19 protein-coding genes, 1 tRNA gene and 1 pseudogene are annotated in these 19060 nt (G+C 62.6%); 11 read left to right on the forward strand and 10 right to left on the reverse strand.

All coding sequences use genetic code 11. The features are described from left to right. Nucleotides 1-51 precede the first annotated feature (51 nt). The 5 genes and pseudogenes from B2D37_RS04540 to B2D37_RS04560 all read right to left on the reverse strand — a co-directional run bounded on the left by B2D37_RS04540 (nt 52) and on the right by B2D37_RS04560 (nt 2766). The gene (locus tag B2D37_RS04540) at nt 52-981 is read right to left on the reverse strand and encodes a c-type cytochrome domain-containing protein (protein ID WP_079201597.1); all 930 of its coding nucleotides are present in this window, start codon (nt 979-981) and stop codon (nt 52-54) included. 124 nt (nt 982-1105) lie between these two features. Continuing rightward, a pseudogene (locus B2D37_RS04545) lies at nt 1106-1668 on the reverse strand (EAL domain-containing protein); the annotation flags it as partial. Nucleotides 1669-1721: 53 nt separating this feature from the next. Continuing rightward, the gene (locus B2D37_RS04550) at nt 1722-2057 is read right to left on the reverse strand and encodes a hypothetical protein (protein WP_079201598.1); all 336 of its coding nucleotides are present in this window, start codon (nt 2055-2057) and stop codon (nt 1722-1724) included. Then, complete coding sequence (locus tag B2D37_RS04555; protein ID WP_154067036.1) at nt 2054-2437, reverse strand: phage holin family protein; 384 nt, start codon at nt 2435-2437, stop codon at nt 2054-2056. Before B2D37_RS04555 ends, B2D37_RS04550 begins: the two co-directional genes overlap by 4 nt. A gap of 11 nt (nt 2438-2448) precedes the next feature. Next, a complete protein-coding gene (locus tag B2D37_RS04560; RefSeq protein WP_079201600.1) occupies nt 2449-2766 on the reverse strand; it encodes a YqjD family protein in 318 nt (105 codons plus the stop codon). 390 nt (nt 2767-3156) lie between these two features. On the opposite strand from B2D37_RS04560, the gene B2D37_RS04565 reads away from it, so the two are divergent. Then, complete coding sequence (locus tag B2D37_RS04565) at nt 3157-4365, forward strand: ammonium transporter (protein ID WP_079201601.1); 1209 nt, start codon at nt 3157-3159, stop codon at nt 4363-4365. A 63-nt stretch (nt 4366-4428) separates the two neighbouring features. Here B2D37_RS04565 and B2D37_RS04570 read toward each other — a convergent pair whose 3' ends face one another. Further along, nucleotides 4429-5700: an OprD family porin gene (locus B2D37_RS04570; protein ID WP_079201602.1), complete on the reverse strand. Its 1272-nt coding sequence runs from the start codon at nt 5698-5700 to the stop codon at nt 4429-4431. Between the two features lie 359 nt (nt 5701-6059). Between B2D37_RS04570 and B2D37_RS04575 the strand changes: the two genes are divergently transcribed. From B2D37_RS04575 to B2D37_RS04585, 3 genes are all read left to right on the forward strand, one after another. Beyond that, entirely contained in the window at nt 6060-7199 is a 1140-nt protein-coding gene (locus B2D37_RS04575) for a DUF5610 domain-containing protein (RefSeq protein WP_079201603.1), read from the forward strand. Nucleotides 7200-7285: 86 nt separating this feature from the next. Beyond that, nucleotides 7286-7522 carry a glutaredoxin family protein gene (locus tag B2D37_RS04580; RefSeq protein WP_079201604.1) on the forward strand — a complete coding sequence of 79 codons (237 nt, stop codon included), beginning with the start codon at nt 7286-7288 and terminating at the stop codon, nt 7520-7522. 272 nt (nt 7523-7794) lie between these two features. After that, the gene (locus B2D37_RS04585) at nt 7795-8679 is read left to right on the forward strand and encodes a chemotaxis protein CheV (RefSeq protein ID WP_079201605.1); all 885 of its coding nucleotides are present in this window, start codon (nt 7795-7797) and stop codon (nt 8677-8679) included. Between the two features lie 155 nt (nt 8680-8834). Here B2D37_RS04585 and B2D37_RS04590 read toward each other — a convergent pair. The 3 genes from B2D37_RS04590 to mobA form a co-directional block, all read right to left on the reverse strand. Then, nucleotides 8835-8911 (reverse strand) — tRNA-Pro (locus B2D37_RS04590). A gap of 152 nt (nt 8912-9063) precedes the next feature. Beyond that, on the reverse strand, nt 9064-9285 hold the full coding sequence (locus tag B2D37_RS04595; protein ID WP_079201606.1) for a YgdI/YgdR family lipoprotein: 222 nt from the start codon (nt 9283-9285) through the stop codon (nt 9064-9066). 79 nt (nt 9286-9364) lie between these two features. Then, nucleotides 9365-9949 carry a molybdenum cofactor guanylyltransferase MobA gene (gene mobA / locus B2D37_RS04600; protein WP_079201607.1) on the reverse strand — a complete coding sequence of 195 codons (585 nt, stop codon included), beginning with the start codon at nt 9947-9949 and terminating at the stop codon, nt 9365-9367. Between the two features lie 68 nt (nt 9950-10017). Between mobA and moaB the strand changes: the two genes are divergently transcribed. Both moaB and glp read left to right on the forward strand, forming a co-directional pair. Then, complete coding sequence (gene moaB, locus B2D37_RS04605) at nt 10018-10557, forward strand: molybdenum cofactor biosynthesis protein B (protein WP_079201608.1); 540 nt, start codon at nt 10018-10020, stop codon at nt 10555-10557. Beyond that, nucleotides 10554-11768: a gephyrin-like molybdotransferase Glp gene (gene glp, locus B2D37_RS04610; RefSeq protein WP_079201609.1), complete on the forward strand. Its 1215-nt coding sequence runs from the start codon at nt 10554-10556 to the stop codon at nt 11766-11768. Before moaB ends, glp begins: the two co-directional genes overlap by 4 nt. 114 nt (nt 11769-11882) lie before the next feature. Here the strand turns inward: glp and B2D37_RS04615 are convergent, their stop codons facing one another. Then, a complete protein-coding gene (locus tag B2D37_RS04615) occupies nt 11883-12914 on the reverse strand; it encodes an AraC family transcriptional regulator (protein WP_079201610.1) in 1032 nt (343 codons plus the stop codon). Between the two features lie 126 nt (nt 12915-13040). On the opposite strand from B2D37_RS04615, the gene B2D37_RS04620 reads away from it, so the two are divergent. The 5 genes from B2D37_RS04620 (at nt 13041) to B2D37_RS04640 (ending at nt 19050) form a co-directional block, all read left to right on the forward strand. After that, nucleotides 13041-14636: an FAD-binding oxidoreductase gene (locus tag B2D37_RS04620; protein ID WP_079201611.1), complete on the forward strand. Its 1596-nt coding sequence runs from the start codon at nt 13041-13043 to the stop codon at nt 14634-14636. 2 nt (nt 14637-14638) lie between these two features. Next, nucleotides 14639-16231, forward strand: a complete 1593-nt coding sequence (locus tag B2D37_RS04625) for a glycerol-3-phosphate dehydrogenase/oxidase (protein WP_177345263.1) — start codon at nt 14639-14641, stop codon at nt 16229-16231. Nucleotides 16232-16360: 129 nt separating this feature from the next. Then, nucleotides 16361-17920, forward strand: a complete 1560-nt coding sequence (locus tag B2D37_RS04630; protein WP_079201613.1) for an FGGY-family carbohydrate kinase — start codon at nt 16361-16363, stop codon at nt 17918-17920. A 161-nt stretch (nt 17921-18081) separates the two neighbouring features. Continuing rightward, nucleotides 18082-18432: a response regulator gene (locus B2D37_RS04635; RefSeq protein ID WP_256573187.1), complete on the forward strand. Its 351-nt coding sequence runs from the start codon at nt 18082-18084 to the stop codon at nt 18430-18432. Continuing rightward, the gene (locus B2D37_RS04640) at nt 18433-19050 is read left to right on the forward strand and encodes a chemotaxis protein CheC (protein ID WP_079201615.1); all 618 of its coding nucleotides are present in this window, start codon (nt 18433-18435) and stop codon (nt 19048-19050) included. Nucleotides 19051-19060 lie beyond the last annotated feature (10 nt).

Consider the following 19060-nt stretch of genomic DNA (forward strand, 5'->3'; position numbering starts at 1 on the left):
GGGTAAATCCGCTTGTATGTTGTACCTGCCGGGGAGAGGGCGCGGCTAACGTCAGCGTGGCCTGATCCGCTCGACCAGTACGCTGCCGTCATGCATCAGGCGACCACGCACCTGCACGTAGTCGCCGGCTTGGGGCGAATGCTCGCTGCGCGTCTTGGCGTTGATCTTGAGCGGCAGCGTATCCAGCCGCCAGTTGGCGCCGAGCGTGCCTTGCAGGCGCACTTTGGCTCCGCCTGGCAGCGGTGCGGGTTTGCCCTGCGCATCGCGTGCACCTTGATCGATCCAGTCGACGATCAGGGCAATTTCCGTCTTGTCGAGAAAGGGTGGGCCATCGTATGGCATGCGTGGCCGTGCCTGCCCGCGGATACGCCGCACCAACTCGCTGGCGTCTGCCGAGCCGGGCACGACCCGCGCGCGGTCGTCGTAAGCCAGGGTCGTCGCATAGGAGGACAGCAGATAGCCCTCGGGCGCTGCCCCCATCAAGCCATGAGACGAATGGCACTTGGTGCAGCGTCGGGCGAAAATTGCTTCCACATGGCTGTAGTTCAGCGTCGTGCCAAGTGTGGCTGCTGGCGCCGCGCCAGGGTTGGCCATTGCGTCTGTTGCGGGTGGCTCGACCGCGGGCTTGAGTCCCGCGGCAATCCAGCGTTCAAACAGCTCGATTTCGGTGTCGCTGAGAAATGGCGGGCCAGTCAGTGGCATGCGTGGTTGGCTGATGCCTTTGAGACGCTTGATCAGCTCGCTGCCGGTTGGATCGCCGGTCTGCACGACAGGGCCACGTTGGCTGCCCTTGAGCAGCTGCGCAAGGCTATCGAGGCGTAAGTCCAGCGGCGGCTGTGGCCCTGCATGGCAGAGCACGCAACGACGTTGCAGAATCGGCGCGATATCGTTGAAGGTCGGTTCTGCAGCGCTGCCCTGTAGGCCGGCGAGCAGGGCTGGCACCAGGGCAATCGCAAGCTTGCCGGGGAGATGGTCAGGCATGGAGAGCCACGTCTCAGGGTTGCCTATTGGTCTTTCAAGACTAGCTGGTGCCCGTTGCGGGCGGAAAATTTCAGCGTGCAAAGCTGCAGTAGCGACCGCCGGTAAGCATGCCTGCGCTTACCGCGGCTATAAGCCTGCAGCCGTTTTTCTCGGCTATCTGCGTCGGGGCTTTGACCACTTCGTCGCTGGGGCCGCCCCTGACGGCTGCCTGGAACAGACGCATAGCCAGTTTGAGAATGTCCGGCGGTAAGGCCAGCAGCCGATCGAGTCGCGCATAACCAGCACCGAAGTCATCGATGGCGATGCGCGCATCGGCTTCACGGGGGCGCGCCACCACGCCGGGCAAGCGCTGACTGGCGCCGCCCAGTTAGGCAATCTCGAAGACGCTGCGCGATGGGTCGATGCCGCTGCCCTGCAATTGCTTCAAGCTGGGTAGCGGCTGGGCGGGGCGCAGTCGACTGATTCAGCGTGGCGAGATATTCAGGCTAAGGAACCAGTCGGTGGGGGCTCCATGGAAGCGCGCCAGGGCCTGCTCGCGGCAGCGGGACAGCGGGAGGTTTTCGCAGCGCTGAGCAGTGGCTCGGCCGAGTGCAGGGGGCTAGCGGCGGTGTCGATAAAAGGTTGAAAGACGGCGAGCAGTTGACCGTCGAGCGGCGGGCACTTCCTTCGCTTATGGGCAGTAAGCAAAACGCCGCTAAGTGCGGCGTTATGGTTCAGCTAGGCAAGATCGAGTGGCACGCTTATGGGGCTTTTGCCTCGTTGTCAGTGCCTCGTGGCGGGTTGCGCCTGAGCAGCGGGAAGGCGACCAGGGCGATGCGCAGCCAGCGTCGCCAGTTGCCGCGGCGTATACCCAGCGTTGCCAGCAGTAGGGCGCCACCGGCGACCCAAAGGGGTGCATTGCTGTTGCCCAGCTCTTCACGCCAATGGCTGCTGAAATACTGCGCCTGGCGCAGCGGTTGCAGCATTACCAGCGTTTCATGACGCAGCTCCTGGCGATGCATTTCCAGGCGCAGGCGCAGCATGGCTTTGCGCAACTCGCTGCGCGAGGCTTTGGCAGGTAGTTCAGGTAGGCTCATGGCAGCAGTTGCTCGCGGTCGCGGGCCAGTTCTTCGAGGCTGGCGCTGAACGGTGGAGGGGCATTGCGCAGGTGTGCCAGCAGGCGCAGCAGGCAAATCAGCAGGCCCAGGGTATAAGTCGCGCAGAGAAGGATGATCACGGTCAGCCGATGGCTATCCCAGAAACTGATCAGCAGCGCAGCGGACAGGCCAACCATCAGTAGAAAGCCAAACACCAGGCTCAGGATGGTCAGTACCAGCAGGCGAAGTGTATGGCTTTTCTGCTCTTTCAACTCTTCGCCAAACAGTGCGATATGGCCATGCAATAAACCCAGCAGGGCACCGGCAAAGCGCCGCGGCGAGCCGCCGCGGCTGGGTGTGGCAGGTGGTGTGGCGTCCATGTCTTCTCTCATCAGCGCCGCGTGATCAGCATGCCCAGCAGCAAGCCGATGGCGGCTGCCACGCCCAGAGTCTGCCAGGGATGGGTTTGCACATAACCCTCGGTTGCCTGGACTGCAGCCTTACCGCGATCACGTAGCGAGTCTTCTGCATTGTGCAAGGTGGAGCGGGCGCGCCCTAGGCTGGTGCGGATCTGTTCGCGCAGCTCTTCGGCTTGCTCACCAACCAGACTGGCCGAATGTTGCAGCAGTTTTTCAGTGTCGCTAACCAGTGCCTGAAATTCGTTGAGCAGTTCGTCCTGGCTTGTTGCGCTGGCGTTTTTACGAGGCATCGGGTCTCTCCTTGAGCGGTTCTGTTCAGTGTAAGAGGTTCGAGTGTTGTGCGGGGATTGGGTTCCTTCTTCCTTCATATTGCCAGGCGGTTTCAGCTGCTGACCGATCATGCACTGGTACAACGCTTGCATTGTGCTGGTGCGCGCCCTTGGCTGAGCGCTCTTTTATGGGGCTTGCCAAGGGTCGGCCTGGACGCCAAGGTGCATTGATAAGTCACTAATAAATATAGATTAAGTACCTTCTGTGCAGTTTTTATCGGGACTGTTTTAGTGCCCTGTATGGCTGTGCTACATGAAGTGGGCCGCTTGTTATGCTGCTTGATGGTGCGTACGCACTTATAAGCGACCCGCTTTGGTGCGTCTTTCCTAACCATGGAGTTTTCTTCGCTGATGGAAAACATCAATAGTGCTGTGGAAACCCTGATTCACGGCTCCAATACCCTGTTTATCCTGCTTGGTGCGGTCATGGTGCTGGCCATGCATGCCGGCTTCGCCTTTCTCGAGGTGGGTACGGTTCGCCAGAAGAATCAGGTCAACGCCTTGTCGAAGATCATCTCCGACTTCGCCGTGTCGGCCCTAGCCTATTTCTTTATAGGCTATTGGATTGCCTATGGCGTGACTTTCCTCGAGCCGGCGAGCGTGCTGACCGAAGACAACGGTTATGCCTTGGTCAAGTTCTTCTTCTTGATGACGTTCGCCGCAGCGATCCCAGCGATCATCTCCGGTGGTATCGCCGAGCGCGCCAGGTTCGGTCCGCAACTGTGCGCCACCATTCTGATCGTGGCTTTCGTCTATCCGTTCTTCGAAGGCGTGATCTGGAACGGCAACTACGGCGTTCAGGCTTGGCTCGAGGCGCAGTTCGGCGCGCCTTTCCATGACTTCGCCGGCTCGGTGGTCGTGCATGCAATGGGCGGTTGGCTGGCCCTGGGGGCGGTGTTGTTGCTGGGGCGACGTAATGGGCGTTATCGCGATGGCAAGCTGGTGGCATTCGCGCCGTCGAATATTCCGTTTCTCGCCTTGGGCTCGTGGATCCTGATCATCGGCTGGTTCGGTTTCAACGTGATGAGTGCGCAGACCCTGGGCAGCGTCAGCGGCCTGGTGGCGGTCAATACGCTGATGGCGATGGTCGGCGGCACCGTGGCGGCCTTGCTGGTCGGGCGCAATGACCCGGGCTTTCTGCACAACGGCCCGTTGGCTGGGTTGGTGGCGGTCTGTGCCGGCTCCGACCTGATGCACCCGGTAGGCGCCTTGGCCACCGGCGCCATCGCCGGGGCGTTGTTCGTCTGGGCGTTCACCGCGACCCAGGTCAAATGGAAGATCGACGATGTGCTCGGCGTCTGGCCGCTGCACGGCCTGTGCGGCGTGTGGGGCGGGATCGCCTGTGGAATCTTCGGTCAGCAGGCTCTGGGCGGCCTGGGTGGTGTCAGCCTGAGCAGCCAATTCGCCGGCACTGCCCTGGGTGTGCTGGTGGCGTTGTCCGGTGGCTTGCTGGTGTATGGCGTGCTCAAGGCGCTGGTCGGCATTCGCTTGAGCCAGGAAGAAGAGTTCATTGGCGCCGACTTGTCTATCCACAAGATCGGCTCGCATACCGAGGACTGATCAAGGCGATCTAAAAGGTAAAAAGCCCGCTCGAATGAGCGGGCTTTTTGTTTTCAGTCAGGGTTACAGCAGCGGGATAGTGTAGGAAACGATCAGGCGGTTTTCGTCGAGTTCGCCGAGTGCGTCGGAACGCACCGTGGCGTTGCGCCATTTCACTCCGAGATTCTTCAGGGCGCCTTCTTGGACGATGTAGCCGATGTCCATATCGCGCTCCCACTCCTTGCCCTCGGACAGGGTTGCACCGCGGTCGATGTTGTCGCCGCTGATGTAGCGAGTCATGAAGGTCAGGCCGGGAATGCCGATGGAGGCAAAGTTGAAATCATAGCGTGCCTGCCAGGAAGTCTCGTCCTTGCTAGCGAAGTCGCCGATCTGCACGTAGTTGACCAGAAACGGGTCAGTGCCGTCGAGATAGGCATAGCCGGTATCGCCGCTCATTTTCTGGTAGCCCAGGCCGAGGCTGTGGCCGCTCAGAGCGTAGGTAAACATGGCGCCGAAGTAGTTGTTGTCGATGTTGCTGCGGCCGTCGTCGGTGGTGCGAGCGTAGCGCAGATCGGTCTTGAAGGATTGTTTCTCGGCGATCGGCAGTACATGCACTAGACCAAAAATGTGCTGCTTGTACAGCTCTTCCAGCTGGCCGTAGTGGTAGCTGGTGGTCAGGTTGTCTTGCCACTTATAGGACAGGCCGGCGAAGTTGAAGTCGTTGCCCTGATTGCCGTTGCTGCCGAATTTGAAGTTGCGTATGCCGCCCGTACTATTAACGCCCAGATCCTCGAAGTCGCTGGAGTTGCGCTGGTTGAGCTCCTTCAGTTGCCCCGCATCGATCGTCAGGCCGGCGATCTCCTGGGAGTTCAGGTGGCCGCCGAGGAAGTTCTGCGGCAGCAGACGCGAGTCGTTGGCCGACACGCTTGGCAGCTTGGGCATCAGGCCGCCGACCTTGAGCACGGTCTTGGAAATTTTGGCCTTGAGCGTGGCGCTCGCTTCCGAGTACTCGCCCGGCCCTTCATCGCCGAAACTGTTCGGTAGCAGGTTGGTGCCGGCGCGTTCGTCCGACGAGTCGAGCTTCAACCCCAGGCCGGCATAGGCGTCCAGACCGAAGCCGACGGTGCCTTCGGTAAAGCCGGATTCGGCTTTGAAGATAAAGCCCTGTGCCCACTCTTCGCGCTTGGATTGTTGCGCGGCCGTGGTGTGGCGTAGGTCGCGGTTGAAGTAGAAGTTGCGCAGTTCCAAGCTGGCTTTGCTGTCCTTGATGAATTCGGCGTGAGCCAGGGACGGTAGGGTGAGGCTGGCGCCCAGGGTGGCAAATGCCACTGCTTGGGCGAGGCGCGTCTTACTCATTATTATTGTCTCCATGATGGTGTGCGGACCGGCGCATGACCGACCTGTTCCGGCATTGCGGAATAAACCACGAGCGGGTCGGGCTAGCCTTTAGACTTTAGTCGGCACGCTTTATTTATCAGTAACTTGCGTGTGACTGCCGAGTCTTGATTGGATAAAGGTCCAGGCGTTCGCGGATGCGGACATCGTGGGCCAGTAGCAGAGTCAGTACTCCGCGTGACCCTGGCGACAGTTGGGGCTGTCTTGGGCGCTTGGAGATTGAGACACTCGCGCCTCTGGTCAGCCAGTACCTGCTCCCGGCTCAAGTTTGTCGGCGCGCGGCCGTCAACCGTGTAGATATCCTGCTCTGGTACTTCGTCATGAATCCCCTGGCCTCGCTCGCATCGTCAGCTTCACGTTCGTCCCTGCTGAACAATCCGACAGCTATACGCAATGCGGCCGACGCACAGCAGACCCTGGCCAATCGCCTGGCCGAGCGTCTCGGTCTGGCGCCGGATGCCTTAAGTGGCAAGCGCGATGCGTTTAGCCCGGAAAAGGTCGCCTCGGTGGTTCTCGGGTTTATCGAGCAGCGTCTGCAGAAGGAAGAGGCCGCCGGCGCCGATCCCGCCAAGCTGCAAGCGTTGATGACTCAGGCGCGCGATGGCGTGGAGAAAGGCTTTACCGAGGCGCGCAAAATTCTCGATGGCATGGGCGTATTGCAAGGCAAGGTGGCTGCGGATATCGACGACACCCACCAGCGCATCCAGGAGGGTCTGGGCGACCTCGGCAAACGCTTCGATCCGGCAACATTGGAAGCCGCTGGCAATAGCCGGGTCGCGGCCACCAGCGAGCGAACCGCCGCCGTCGCGCAAACCTTCGAGATGGCGGTGACCACCCGCGATGGCGATCGCCTGCGCATCTCTGTCGCCCAGGCGTCGGCCAGCTGGTCGCACACCAGGGCTGTCGCCACCAGCGATGGCAACACTGCGGCGCTGGTCGCCAGCAGCCAGTCCGGCAGCGTGCAGATCGGTGCCTGGCAGGTCAGCGTCGAAGGTGAGCTGGACGAACAGGAACGCGCGGCCCTGGACAAGCTTTTTGCTCAGGTGCAGGACCTTTCCGACAAGTTCTATGCCGGCGATCTGGCGGGCGCTTTCGATCGCGCCATGGCGCTGGAGCTGGATGGCGAACAACTGGCCTCGATGTCCCTGCGCCTGACCCAGAGCAGTGTGCGTCAGGCCACCGACACTTATAGTGCCGTGGCCGAGCAGGGCGGTCAGGTGGCCAGTGCGGTCAATACGTCGCTGATTGATTATGCCAAGGGCTTATTAGAGGCGCTACGCAACGTCGACAACCTGCTTGAGGGTGGTCGGAGTGGCTTGCAGGAACTGCTCAAGGGCGGTTTTGCGCTGGACCCACGTCTCGACATGGCGCGCCTGGAAAAAGCCGAGCTGCTTAACAGTCGTCTGCTCGATGGCCTGCAAGGCCTGCTCGATCCTGCAGCGGTGCCGACCGCGACCTGATGTCTAATCCATGAGGTCTGATGGCGCCACCTTACGCCTGCAGGGCGCGGTGCTAGACTGCAAGTCCCTATTATGGAGGCCAGCGGATGCTCCCTGAATGCCAACTGTTCGGCACCCTTGGCTGTCATTTATGTGATGTGGCCGAGGCAATGCTGATGCCTTTCGTCGAACATGGTTTGCTGGTCGAACTGATCGACATCGTCGAGCGCGAAGACTGGGTCGAGCGCTATGCCTTGCGCATCCCCGTATTGCGGCGCTGCGATACCGGGGCCGAACTCAACTGGCCGTTCGAGGCCGAGCAGGTTGTAGAGTTCTTGCGCTGAGTATTTAGTTCCGGCGCTGCTGGTCGATAAGGGTTCCAGTTGTCCTGATTCCGCATGTTCTTCAGTGCGTAGTCCGGATGTAATCCGGGGCACAAGAAAACGACTCATTTGGCTTGAGTGAACACGACTGGGTGCGGGGTGATGCCTTGACCACGGCGCTGGGGCAATCGCTGAGCTGGGTAGGTGGTCAGGTGACTTTTTGTCGGATGGGTCGGGCTGAACTGTTAGGCTCTGAGCATATGCAGAGCTGAATTCGAAACGGAGGGTGGTTGATGAGTGTGGTGCTGGGGGATGCGTTATCGCTGCTGTTGTTTCGTTTGCACAATGGCCGGTTGTTAGGCATTAACCTGCTGAAGGTCAAGGAAATCATTCCTTGCCCGGCATTGACCAAGTTGCCCAATCGCCATCCCCACGTGCGCGGCCTGGCAACCCTGCGCGGCGCATCCTTGATCGTGGTCGACCTGGCGCGGGCAATTGGCTCGCATGGCGAGAGTGACAGCCAGGACGGCTGCCTGATCGTCACCGAACTGAGCCGCTCGCGCCAGGGTCTGCAGGTGCAAAGTGTCGAGCGCATCGTCCAGTGCTCCACCAGCGACGTGCGTCCGCCTCCAGCCGGCAGCGGGACGCGTTCCTTTATCACCGGGGTGACCCAAATCGATGGCGCCATCGTGCAGATTCTCGACATCGAGAAAGTCCTGCACGAGATCACCCCGGCGCTCCCGGAGGAGGTCGATGAGCAGTTGCTCACGGAGGCCGAGCGCAGACTGCTCAGCGGTCGTCGTGTCCTGGTGGTGGACGACTCCCACGTGGCCTTGCAGCAAACGCTGGCCACGTTGCGCAAGCTTGATCTGGATTGCCAGGCGGTGAGAAGCGCCGCCAGTGCGCTGGACGTGTTGCTTACCCAACACCAGGCCGGCTTGCCGATCGAAGTCCTGGTCTCGGATATCGAAATGCCGGAGATGGATGGTTACAGCCTGGTCCGGGAAATTCGTCAGCGCAGCGACATCGGCCAGACTTATGTGCTGCTGCACACCTCGCTAGACAGCACCATGAACACCGAAAAAGCTCGCTCGGTCGGCGCTAATGATGTGCTCACCAAGTTTTCTACCGTGGACTTGAGCAAGGCGCTACTGCACGCATTTCAAAGCCTTGCCTGAGGTGTGCTGAGTCTGCGCAAGTAAAACGCACGCTGGTTCTGCCAAGTGCGTTTTTTTATGAGCAGAGCGTTTTCAATGAGCAAAACAAAGCCCGCACGAAGCGGGCTTTTTTTGCTTGTTTCAGTACCTACACGAAGCAGGATGAAACTGGGATTTGGTCGGAGAGACAGGATTCGAACCTGCGACCTTCTCGTCCCGAACGAGACGCGCTACCGAGCTGCGCTACACTCCGAATAATCCGCATTTTACTGAAAAAGTTTTGTTGCACAAGGGCTTAGGTTGATATTTTTCTAGCTGCAGGGCGCCCTACGAGTCCTTTCGGTTCTTAGCCAGTAATCAGGGGTCACCAATTGGCTGAAGTGACCGCCTGGGTGCAGGCTGTGCTTACAGTTCCTGGATGGAGCGCACTTGATCCTTGTTGACCTTGGCGCGGTTACCATCGAGTTGTTCGAATTCGTAGAAGCCCGAGTCATCATCAAACGCCGGTGTGTTGATGGTCTGAATTTCACGGCCATCGTTGAGGGTGATTACCGATGGCGATACGCAGCCTGCCAGTGCGGCCAGGCCCAGGGCTAGCAGGAAAGCGGGAAGAATCCGCTGAGTCATGACGTGTTTCCTTGAGTTTATAGGGGCAGTGTACTCAGCCTCTGACGGGTAATTGGCGGTCAAGTTCAGTGGTCGACATTCATTTGCTGTTCTGCGCGAGCAGTTGCGGGGTGTTCAGGTTGGCCAGGCGGGGGTCGTTGGGCGGGCAAACGACGGCAATGGGATCATGCCGGCATAGCCAGCGTTGCGGGCTGCGTTCACCGGCCAGCCATGCTTCTTCGAGTGCGCTGCCCAGGGATTTCGGGATCAGGCTGAACAAGGGCTCCCAGAAATCGCCTTGACGCACCATGACCGGGTGGCTGCCGGCATGACCCAGTAGCTCATCGAGCAAGGCACGGTCGAGCAGGGGCGTATCGCACGGCAGCACCAGCAAATAGTCGTGGCGGGCCGCTTGCAGGCCGGTGCGGATGCCGGCCAGCGGGCCCTGGAAGTGTTCGTCGTCGTCGCTGATGAGACGGTCGGCAAAGTCCCTGTAGCGTTCGCTGTTGCGGTTGCAGGAGATGATCAGGTCGTCGCTGAGCGGTCGCACCAGGTCATGCAGCCAGGCGATCAACGGGCGGCCCTGCCACTCGATCAGGCCCTTGTCACGGCCGCCCATGCGTTGTCCGCGTCCTCCGCACAACAGCAGTACGGAGCAGCTTGGCAGAACAGGGGTGGCGGGCATGGCAGAGCCTCCAAAGGTGGGCCTGTGATATAACATCGCGCATTCTCTCAGACAACTGGAAGCCTGCCATGAACCACAAGGCCGAGGCGCAATTCGTGCCGTTGAATATTGCCGTGCTGACCGTCAGCGATACCCGTAGCCAGGAAACCGACACCTCCGGTCAGCTGTTCGTCGACCGCCTGCAGGCGGCTGGGCATAGCCTGGCCGCGCGGGTGTTGCTCAAGGACGACCTGTACTGGATCCGTGCCCAGGTCGCGACCTGGATCGCCGACGACAGCGTGCAGGTGGTGCTGATCACTGGCGGCACCGGCTTCACCGGCCGTGACAGTACTCCGGAAGCCGTGGCCTGCCTGTTGGACAAGCAAGTGGACGGTTTCGGCGAGCTGTTCCGGCAGATTTCCGTGGCCGATATCGGCACCTCGACTATCCAGTCTCGCGCGTTGGCCGGCATGGCCAACGGCACCCTGGTGTGCTGCCTGCCGGGTTCGACCAACGCCTGTCGCACCGCCTGGGATGGCATCCTCGCCGAGCAACTCGATGCCCGCCATGGTCCCTGTAATTTTGTCGCCCATCTGAAGCAGACGGCTGCCTGCGAGAGCCGCGGGTGAGCGGCGGCGAGCAACCCGGCCTGCTGCCGGTCGAGGCGGCGCTGCAGCGTTTGCTGGCACTGGCCGAGACGATGCCGATCAGTGCCAACGAGCAGGTCGCCCTGGCCGACGGCGACGGCCGGGTGCTGGCCGAGCCGCTGATTGCCGGGCTGGACTTGCCGCCCTGGGCCAACAGCGCGATGGACGGTTACGCCCTGCGCCTGGCCGACTGGACGGGTGAGCCGCTGGTGGTCAGCCAGCGTATCCAGGCCGGCAGTGCGCCGCAGCCGCTGCAGCCCGGCAGTTGTGCGCGGATCTTCACTGGCGCGCCGCTGCCGGCCGGGGCCGACACGGTGGAAATGCAGGAAAACGTGGTGGTCGATGAGGATGCTCGGGTGCGTTTCAGCGAGCCGCTGCGACTCGGCCAGAACGTCCGGGCACAAGGCCAGGAAACCCGTATCGGTGAGCATCTGTTGCCGGTAGGGACGCGCCTTGGCCCGATCGAACTGGGCCTGGCGGCCACGCTGGGGATCGCCGAGCTGAGCGTGCGCCGGCGTCTGCGGGTAGCGGTGCTGTCCACCGGCGACGAACTGGTCGAGCCGGGCCTGCCGCTGGGGCCGGGGCAGATCTACAACAGCAATCGCCGTCTGCTGATGGCCTGGTTGCAGCGCCTCGGCTGCGCGGTGGTGGATGGCGGCATCCTCGCCGACGATCTGCAACTGACCCGCGCGGCGTTGGCGGCGTTGAGCGATGTCGACCTGATCCTGTCCACCGGCGGAGTGTCGGTGGGCGAGGCAGACTTTCTCGGTGTGGCGCTGCGTGAAGAGGGCGAGTTGACCCTGTGGAAGCTGGCGATCAAACCGGGCAAGCCGCTGACCTGCGGCCAGTTCCGCGGCGTGCCGGTGATCGGCCTGCCGGGCAATCCAGGCTCGACCCTGGTGACGTTCGGCCTGCTGGCGCGGCCCTATATCCTGCGCCGTATGGGTGTGCAGCAGGTTGAGCCGCTGGGCTTTGCCATGCCGGCCGGGTTCACCTGGAGCAAACCGGGCAAGCGCCGCGAGTACCTGCGCGCGCGCCTGGAAGATGGTCGCGTGGTGCTGCATCCCAACCAGAGTTCCGGCTTACTGCGCAGCGCCGCCTGGGCCGAGGGGCTGGCCGAGGTGCTGGAGGGCACGACCCTGGCCGAGGGCGACAGCCTGCGCTTTATCCCGCTGAGCGAAATCCTCGGTTAAAGCTGGGCAGCGATGGCTATCGCAAGCTCCATCGCATCCTGCGGGATAAGTGGTGGGCTGAAGTCCACCCTGCGGGCTGAGCGAGATTCTGGGGTAGGGCGGGTTGCACCCACCCTATGGGTTCTGCGCCTGGCGCTTGTTCTCGCGGAATTGTCCCGGAGTTTGGCCGGTCCAGCCCTTGAAGCTGCGATGGAAGGAGCGCGGTTCGGTAAAGCCCAGGTAGCTGGCGATGTCCTGGATCGCCAGCTCGCTGCGCAGCAGGTAGTGCTCGGCCAATTCCTGGCGCAGTTGGTCGAGGATCTGCTGATAGCTGGTGTCGGCCTGCTGCAGGTGACGCTGCAGGGTGCGCAGCGTCATGTTGAATTTTTCCGCTACCCGTTCCTTGCGCGGCAGGCCGTCCTTGAGCTGCAGGCGCAGGACGTTCTTGACCCGCAGCGGTAGCGCCTCGTCTTCGTCCAGGCCGGCCATTACGGTCAGGGCATGCTCTTCCAGGGTGCGCAGCAGGTTGGCGTCGGCCTGGCGTAGCGGCAAGCTGAGGTAGTCCAGCGGGACGAGCAGGGCGCTGCAGGGTTGCTCGAAGCGCACCGGGCAGCCGAATGCCGCGCTGTACTCGGCGCTGTCCACGCCATCGGGCAAGGCGTGCTCGAACCAGACTTCCTGCGGTGAGCGCTGCATATCGGCGATCCAGCGGGCGTAGAGCAACCAGGACGCCAGTACGTCCTCGACCATATGCCGGCGGATCGGCGCGGCCTGGTGGCGGCAGCTCCAGATCAACTTGACGTGATCGGCGCTCGCCTCGATTCGGCTGACGCCCATATCGCCCACCAGTTTTTCGTAGGGCACGATACGGCTCATGGCCTCGCCGAGGGTGGCGCAGTTCATGGCGATATAGCCGAGCACGCTCCACGAGCCGGGCTGCACGAAACGCGCACAATGCAGGCCGAACAGCGGGTCGCCGGAGACCTCGATCAAGTGCTGGAGCAGGCGTTGATGGACTGCACCGGCAATGCGCTTGCCGTTGTCCGCCAGATCTTCGGCCTGCACGCCGGCCGCCGTCAGCGCCTGGGCGATATCCAGGCCCAGCTGTTCGGCGTGGCGCAGGTACTTGAGCAGGGCGGGAACCGAGGTGTAGCCGAGATTGTGCATAAACTTCTTATTCGCAATGGCTTGATTGGCGACAGCGCCTGTCCCGATTCGACAGTGACGCCGCGCGGCGGCTGGCTAGTATAGGCAGTCAATGATGGCGACCGACATATCCAGAGGGAGAGGCAGATGCGACGTTGGAACGGCTGGGGCGATGAGGCAACAGTGGTGGAATTGCCGAGCCATGGCGAGGCCTTTCTCGCCGACTTGATCGGCCCGGGCCAGGTGCTGGCTGATGCCAGTCTGGAGCAGGTCTTGGCCAAGGTGCCGGCTTCGCGTCTGCTGGCCCACCCGCTGATCAGCCTGGACGCCGAGACACGGGTGCGCCACGCCCGTGGCCAGAGCCTGACGGACTGGCTAGCGATGCGCTCCGGCGAGTTCGGTGTGTTTCCCGATGGCGTCGCCTTCCCGGAAAGCGCCGCGCAAATTCGCCAGTTGCTGGCCTGGGCCAGTCAACACGATTTGATCGTGATTCCCTACGGTGGCGGCACTTCGGTGGCCGGGCATATCAACCCGCAAGTTAGTCAAAGACCGGTGCTGACCCTGTCGCTGGAACGCATGGGCAAGCTGATCGAGATCGACGAGGACAGCCTGATCGCCACGTTCGGTCCCGGCGCCAACGGCCCGCAGGTGGAAAGTCAGCTGCGCGCCCGTGGTTACACCCTCGGCCATTTTCCCCAGTCCTGGGAACTGTCGACTCTCGGTGGCTGGGTGGCCAGCCGCTCCAGTGGCCAGCAGTCGCTGCGTTACGGACGGATCGAGCAGTTGTTCGCCGGCGGCAAGGTCGAGACCTTCGCCGGTACCCTGGAGATTCCAAGCTTCCCGGCTTCCGCCGCCGGCCCCGACCTGCGGGAAATGCTGATGGGCTCGGAAGGGCGCTTCGGCATCATTTCCGAGGTCAAGGTGCGCATCAGTCGCCTGGCCGAGCAGGAGCACTTCTACGCGGTGTTCATGCCTAACTGGCAGCAGGCATTGACCGGTATCCGCAACCTGGCCCAGGCGCGCGTGCCGCTGTCCATGCTGCGACTGTCCAATGCCATCGAAACCAGGACCCAGTTGGCGCTGGCCGGTCATCCGCAACAGATCGCCTGGCTGGAAAAATACCTGGCCCTGCGCGGCGCCCGCGACGGTAAGTGCATGCTGACCTTCGGCCTCACCGGCAGCCGGGTGCAGAACGCCGCCTCGTTGCGACAGGCGAAGAAATTGCTCAAGGGCTTCGGCGGCGTATTCAGCGGCACCCTGTTGGGCAAGAAATGGGCGGAGAACCGCTTTCGCTTCCCCTACCTGCGCCATGGTCTGTGGAGCGCCGGCTATGCGGTGGACACCCTGGAGACCGCCACTGACTGGAGCAATGTCGACAGTCTGCTGAACAAGGTCGAGGCCAGCCTGCGCAAGGGCTTGAGTGAGGAGGGCGAGCGGGTGCACGTGTTCACCCACCTGTCCCATGTCTACGGCGAAGGATCGAGCATCTACACCACCTACGTGTATCGGCCCGGCAATAGCTACGAGCAGGCCATGGCGCGCTGGCAAAAGCTCAAGCACGCCGCCAGCCAGACCATCGTCGACAACGGCGGCACCATCAGCCACCAGCATGGCGTCGGCCGTGATCACGCGCCCTATCTGGCTGTGGAGAAGGGCGAGCTGGGCATGGCGGCGCTCAAGGCCTTGTCCGCGCACTTCGACCCGGAGCAGCGCCTGGCTCCTGGCGTGTTGATCGAGCCATGAGCATGCCCGCCTGGAACGCCGCCTGGCGCGAGAGTGCGCTGCCCGAGCTGGCCGCGCGCGACTGGGACTTGATCGTCATCGGTGGCGGTATCAGCGGCGCCGGCATTCTGCGCGAGGCGGCGCGGCGCGGCTGGACATGCCTGCTGCTGGAGCAGCGCGATTTCGCCTGGGGCACCTCCAGCCGCTCCTCAAAAATGGTCCATGGTGGCCTGCGCTATATCGCCAAGGGCCAGTTCGGCCTGACCCGCGACTCGGTGCGTGAGCGCCAGCGGCTGTTGCAGGAAGCTCCCGGCCTGGTCGAGCCGCTGAGCTTCGTGATGGCGCATTACCAAGGGCAGTTTCCCGGACCGAAAGTGTTTGGCGGGCTGTTGGCGCTGTACGACGCCCTGGCGGGCAAACGCAACCATCTGTACTACCCGCTGCAGGAGCTGCGCTATCTGGCGCCGGGCCTCAAGCAAGACGGCCTGCTCGGCGGCACGCGCTTCTTCGATGCGGTGACCGATGACGCCCGTCTGGTCATGCGCGTGTTGGGTGAGGCCCGCGGCGACGGTGGCGAGGCGCTCAACGGGGTCAAGGTGATCGAGTTGCTGCGCGACAGCGGGAGGGTGGTTGGCCTGCTCGCCGAGGATCGCGAAAGCGGGCGGCGTTTCAGTTTTCGCAGCCGGGTCGTGGCCCAGGCCACCGGCGCCTGGTCGGATCAGTTACGCGCAACGCCGGGCAGCGAGCATGTGCGTCCGCTGCGTGGCAGCCATCTGTTGTTGCCGGCCTGGCGTCTACCGGTGGCGCATGCCTTCAGCTTCATGCATGGCGCGGACCGGCGTCCGGTGTTCGTCTTCCCTTGGGAAGGCGCGACTGTGGTTGGCACCACCGATCTCGATCATTCGCAGCCGCTGGATCAGGAGGCGCGGATCAGCGGCGGAGAGGTGGATTACTTGCTTGCGGCCTGCGCCCAGCAGTTTCCCGGTGCGGCAATCACGGCCAGCGACGTGCTGTCGACCTGGGCCGGGGTGCGGCCGGTGGTCAGCGACGGCGCCGCAGGGCGTAAACCCTCGGACGAGACACGTGAACACGCGCTGTGGATCGAGCCCGGTTGCGTGACCCTGGCCGGCGGCAAGCTGACCACCTTCCGCCTGCTGGCCCTGGAAGTGCTGCGGGCCTGCGCCGAGATGATCGGCCGGCCGCTGGACGATCAGGCTAGCGAGACTTTTCGTCCCGGCGTGCTGCCCGCGATGCCCACGCTCGGCCCCAGTCAGCAGCGGCGCCTGGCTGGCCGCCATGGTCGCGAACTGCCTGATTTGTTGGCGTTGCTCGATGAGGTGGGCAGCGAGCGGGCGGCCGGCAGCGACACGCTCTGGGTGGAGCTGGCCTGGGCGGCGCAGAACGAGCTGGTGCTGCACCTGGACGATCTGCTGCTGCGCCGCACCCGCCTTGGTTTGCTGCTGGCGGACGGCGCGCGGGCGGAGTTGCCGCGCATTCGTGGACTGTGCCAGGCGCGTTTGGGCTGGGACGATGAGCGCTGGGAGCAGGAGGAATGTGACTATCTGGCGCTCTGGCGCAGTTGTTACAGCCTGCCGCAGGATTGCGATCGCCCGTAGGTGGCGGCGCATGCCTAGGTGGGCTAAAGCGCAACGCCGCCCGGCCCACCCTACGGCTTGTACAGCCTGCTAGATATCCACTAGCCCGACCGTGCAGGCGACTGCACACCTGATAAGAAGGACTGTGTCTTGAGCGAAAAAAGCTACTTGCTGGCCATCGATAACGGCACCCAGAGCGTGCGTGCGCTGTTGTTCGACCTGCACGGCAATCTGGTCGGCAAGGGCAAGGTGGAGCTTGAGGCCTATTATTCCACTCAGCCTGGCTGGGCCGAACAGGATCCGGAGTATTACTGGGCCAGCCTCGGCGAGGCTTGCAAACGGCTGTGGGCGCAGGTGGATATCGACCGCCGCCTGATCAAGGGCGTGGCGCTGACCACTCAGCGCGGCACGCTGATCCATGTCGATGCGCTGGGTCAACCGCTGCGCCCGGCGATCCTCTGGCTCGATCAGCGTCAGGCCGAAGTTCGCGGCAGGATCAAGGGGCCCTGGGGCTGGTTGTTCAAGCTGATCGGCGCGCAACAAGCGGTCGATCATTTTCGCGCCCAGGCCGAGGTCAACTGGGTCGCGCAGAACCAGCCGGAGATCTGGGCAAAAACCGATAAGGTCCTGCTGCTCTCCGGGTTTCTCAGCCATCGTCTGTGCGGTCGCTTCGTCGATTCGCTGGCCTGCTGCGTGGGCTACCTGCCGTTCGACTACAAGCGCCTGCAATGGGCCGCGCCGCGTGACTGGAAGTGGCAAGCCATACCGGTGCGCCGCGAGCAGTTGCCACAACTGCACAAGCCAGGTGAGCAGCTTGGCAGCATCAGCGCCGCCGCCAGCCGCCACACCGGTATTCCCGAAGGCTTGCCGTTGATCGCCGCCGGTGCCGACAAGGCCTGCGAAGTGCTCGGCGCGGGTGTGCTGGAGCCGCATATCGGCTGCCTGTCCTACGGCACCACCGCGACCATCAACACCACGCGGCGCACCTACCTGGAAACCATTGCGCTGATCCCGCCATACCCGGCGGCGCTTCCCGATCATTTCAACACCGAGGTGATGATCTACCGCGGCTTCTGGATGGTCAGCTGGTTCAAGCAGCAGTTCGGCCAGCGCGAAATGCAGCGCGCCAAGGAGCTGGGCGTCGAACCCGAAGCGTTGTTCGACGAACTGGTCAATGCCGTGCCGGCGGGCTCCATGGGCCTGATGCTGCAACCCTACTGGTCGCCGGGTATTCGTGAACCGGGACTGGAGGCCAAGGGCTCGATCATCGGTTTTGGCGATGTGCATACCCGCGCACATATCTATCGCGCCATTCTCGAGGGCCTGGCCTACGCCCTGCGCCAGGGCAAGGAGAAGATCGAGAAGCGCTCGGGCACCAGGATCACCCGGCTGCGTGTGTCCGGTGGTGGCTCGCAGAGCGATGCGGCCATGCAGTTGACCGCCGATATCTTCGGCCTGCCGGCCGAGCGCCCGCATGTCTACGAAACCTCCGGCCTGGGCGCGGCCATCGACTGCGCGGTGGGCCTCGGCCTGCACCCGGACTTTCCCACGGCAAGCAAGGCCATGACCCGGGTTGGCCAGGTCTTCCAGCCCAACCCGGCGGCGCAGCGCATCTACGAGCAGCTGTACCGCGAGGTCTACCTGCACATGTACCGGCAGCTCAAACCGCTGTATCTGCGCATTCGAGCGATCACCGGCTATCCGGCGTAAGCCACGGGCCTGTGGGCCCGCTTGAGCGTCCTGCATGGCAACGGGCAGGGGGTCGGCTAAGGTGCCGGCACCTTGATAGGGTGGCCATGCAGCATGCGGTCAGGCGCTGTACGCGAAGCCATAAGCATCACAAGAAGCAGAGGATCGCTCGTTTTAAAATACTGCTAGTCGATGATTCGGCCATGTCGCGAAAACTGGTGCTCAAAGCTCTGCCGGCGGATTTGCAGGCTGTCGTGACCCAGGCCACTAACGGTGAGGAAGCCTTGGCGGCATTCCATGCGGGCCATGCCGAGGTGATCTTTCTCGATCTGACCATGCCGGTGATGGGCGGTTTTCGTACCCTGGAGCAACTCAAGCGCGAGGATGCCAATGCCGTCGTCATCGTCATCAGCGCCGATATCCAGCCTCAAGCCCAGCAGCGAGTGCGCGATCTGGGGGCGGCGGCCTTCATCAAGAAACCGATTAGCCCCGAGGCCTTGCAGGCGGCGCTGTATGACGTAGGGCTGATCTAGATGAACAGTCAACTGGCGAACCTGAGTGAAGACCAGCGCGATGCCCTGCAGGAACTGATGAACGTGGCCATGGGCCAGGCAGCTGACCGCCTGGCCCGCTTGACCGAAACCTTCGTCACCCTGTCAGTGCCGCGCATCCATGCCGTCGACGTGAGCAATACCAGCCTGTTGAGCCAGCTGATGATTGCCAGTCAGCCGGCCATCATCACCCGTCAATCCTTTCTCGGTCGCCTGCGCGGTGAGGTGATGGTCTGCTTTGGTGAGAATGGGGCCGATCAGTTGGCCGATTTGATGGGTTATGAAGGGGTGGGAAAACACAGCATCCAGGATGAACTGATGCTGGATGTCACCAATATCCTCACTGGGGCCTGTAGCAATGGCCTGGCGCAGCAGGTCGATATCAAGGTGAGTTACGGGTCTCCCTCGCTGCTATCGCGTGGGCGTTCGCTGCAGGAGGTACTCGGCGCCGCGGAATTGCGTGGCCATCAGGCGCTGGTGCTGGAGATCCACTTCGAAGTGGCAACCCACAGCTTCTATTGCGATCTGTTGGTGTGCATCACCGAAGACACGGTGACCAGCGTTATCGAAGTGATCGATCAGTTGCTGAGTGATATCTAGCGCACATCAT

Source organism: Pseudomonas sp. CC6-YY-74, from assembly GCF_002025205.1.
GTDB lineage: Bacteria > Pseudomonadota > Gammaproteobacteria > Pseudomonadales > Pseudomonadaceae > Aquipseudomonas > Aquipseudomonas paeninsulae.

What these genes read in the sequence shown, in the direction of transcription:
- B2D37_RS04540 (WP_079201597.1), bottom strand. Translation starts at nt 981, where the DNA reads ATGCCTGACCATCTCCCCGGCAAGCTTGCGATTGCCCTGGTGCCAGCC.
- B2D37_RS04550 (WP_079201598.1), bottom strand. Translation starts at nt 2,057, where the DNA reads ATGAGCCTACCTGAACTACCTGCCAAAGCCTCGCGCAGCGAGTTGCGC.
- B2D37_RS04555 (WP_154067036.1), bottom strand. Translation starts at nt 2,437, where the DNA reads ATGGACGCCACACCACCTGCCACACCCAGCCGCGGCGGCTCGCCGCGG.
- B2D37_RS04560 (WP_079201600.1), bottom strand. Translation starts at nt 2,766, where the DNA reads ATGCCTCGTAAAAACGCCAGCGCAACAAGCCAGGACGAACTGCTCAAC.
- B2D37_RS04565 (WP_079201601.1), top strand. Translation starts at nt 3,157, where the DNA reads ATGGAAAACATCAATAGTGCTGTGGAAACCCTGATTCACGGCTCCAAT.
- B2D37_RS04570 (WP_079201602.1), bottom strand. Translation starts at nt 5,700, where the DNA reads ATGAGTAAGACGCGCCTCGCCCAAGCAGTGGCATTTGCCACCCTGGGC.
- B2D37_RS04575 (WP_079201603.1), top strand. Translation starts at nt 6,060, where the DNA reads ATGAATCCCCTGGCCTCGCTCGCATCGTCAGCTTCACGTTCGTCCCTG.
- B2D37_RS04580 (WP_079201604.1), top strand. Translation starts at nt 7,286, where the DNA reads ATGCTCCCTGAATGCCAACTGTTCGGCACCCTTGGCTGTCATTTATGT.
- B2D37_RS04585 (WP_079201605.1), top strand. Translation starts at nt 7,795, where the DNA reads ATGAGTGTGGTGCTGGGGGATGCGTTATCGCTGCTGTTGTTTCGTTTG.
- B2D37_RS04595 (WP_079201606.1), bottom strand. Translation starts at nt 9,285, where the DNA reads ATGACTCAGCGGATTCTTCCCGCTTTCCTGCTAGCCCTGGGCCTGGCC.
- mobA (WP_079201607.1), bottom strand. Translation starts at nt 9,949, where the DNA reads ATGCCCGCCACCCCTGTTCTGCCAAGCTGCTCCGTACTGCTGTTGTGC.
- moaB (WP_079201608.1), top strand. Translation starts at nt 10,018, where the DNA reads ATGAACCACAAGGCCGAGGCGCAATTCGTGCCGTTGAATATTGCCGTG.
- B2D37_RS04615 (WP_079201610.1), bottom strand. Translation starts at nt 12,914, where the DNA reads ATGCACAATCTCGGCTACACCTCGGTTCCCGCCCTGCTCAAGTACCTG.
- B2D37_RS04620 (WP_079201611.1), top strand. Translation starts at nt 13,041, where the DNA reads ATGCGACGTTGGAACGGCTGGGGCGATGAGGCAACAGTGGTGGAATTG.
- B2D37_RS04625 (WP_177345263.1), top strand. Translation starts at nt 14,639, where the DNA reads ATGCCCGCCTGGAACGCCGCCTGGCGCGAGAGTGCGCTGCCCGAGCTG.
- B2D37_RS04640 (WP_079201615.1), top strand. Translation starts at nt 18,433, where the DNA reads ATGAACAGTCAACTGGCGAACCTGAGTGAAGACCAGCGCGATGCCCTG.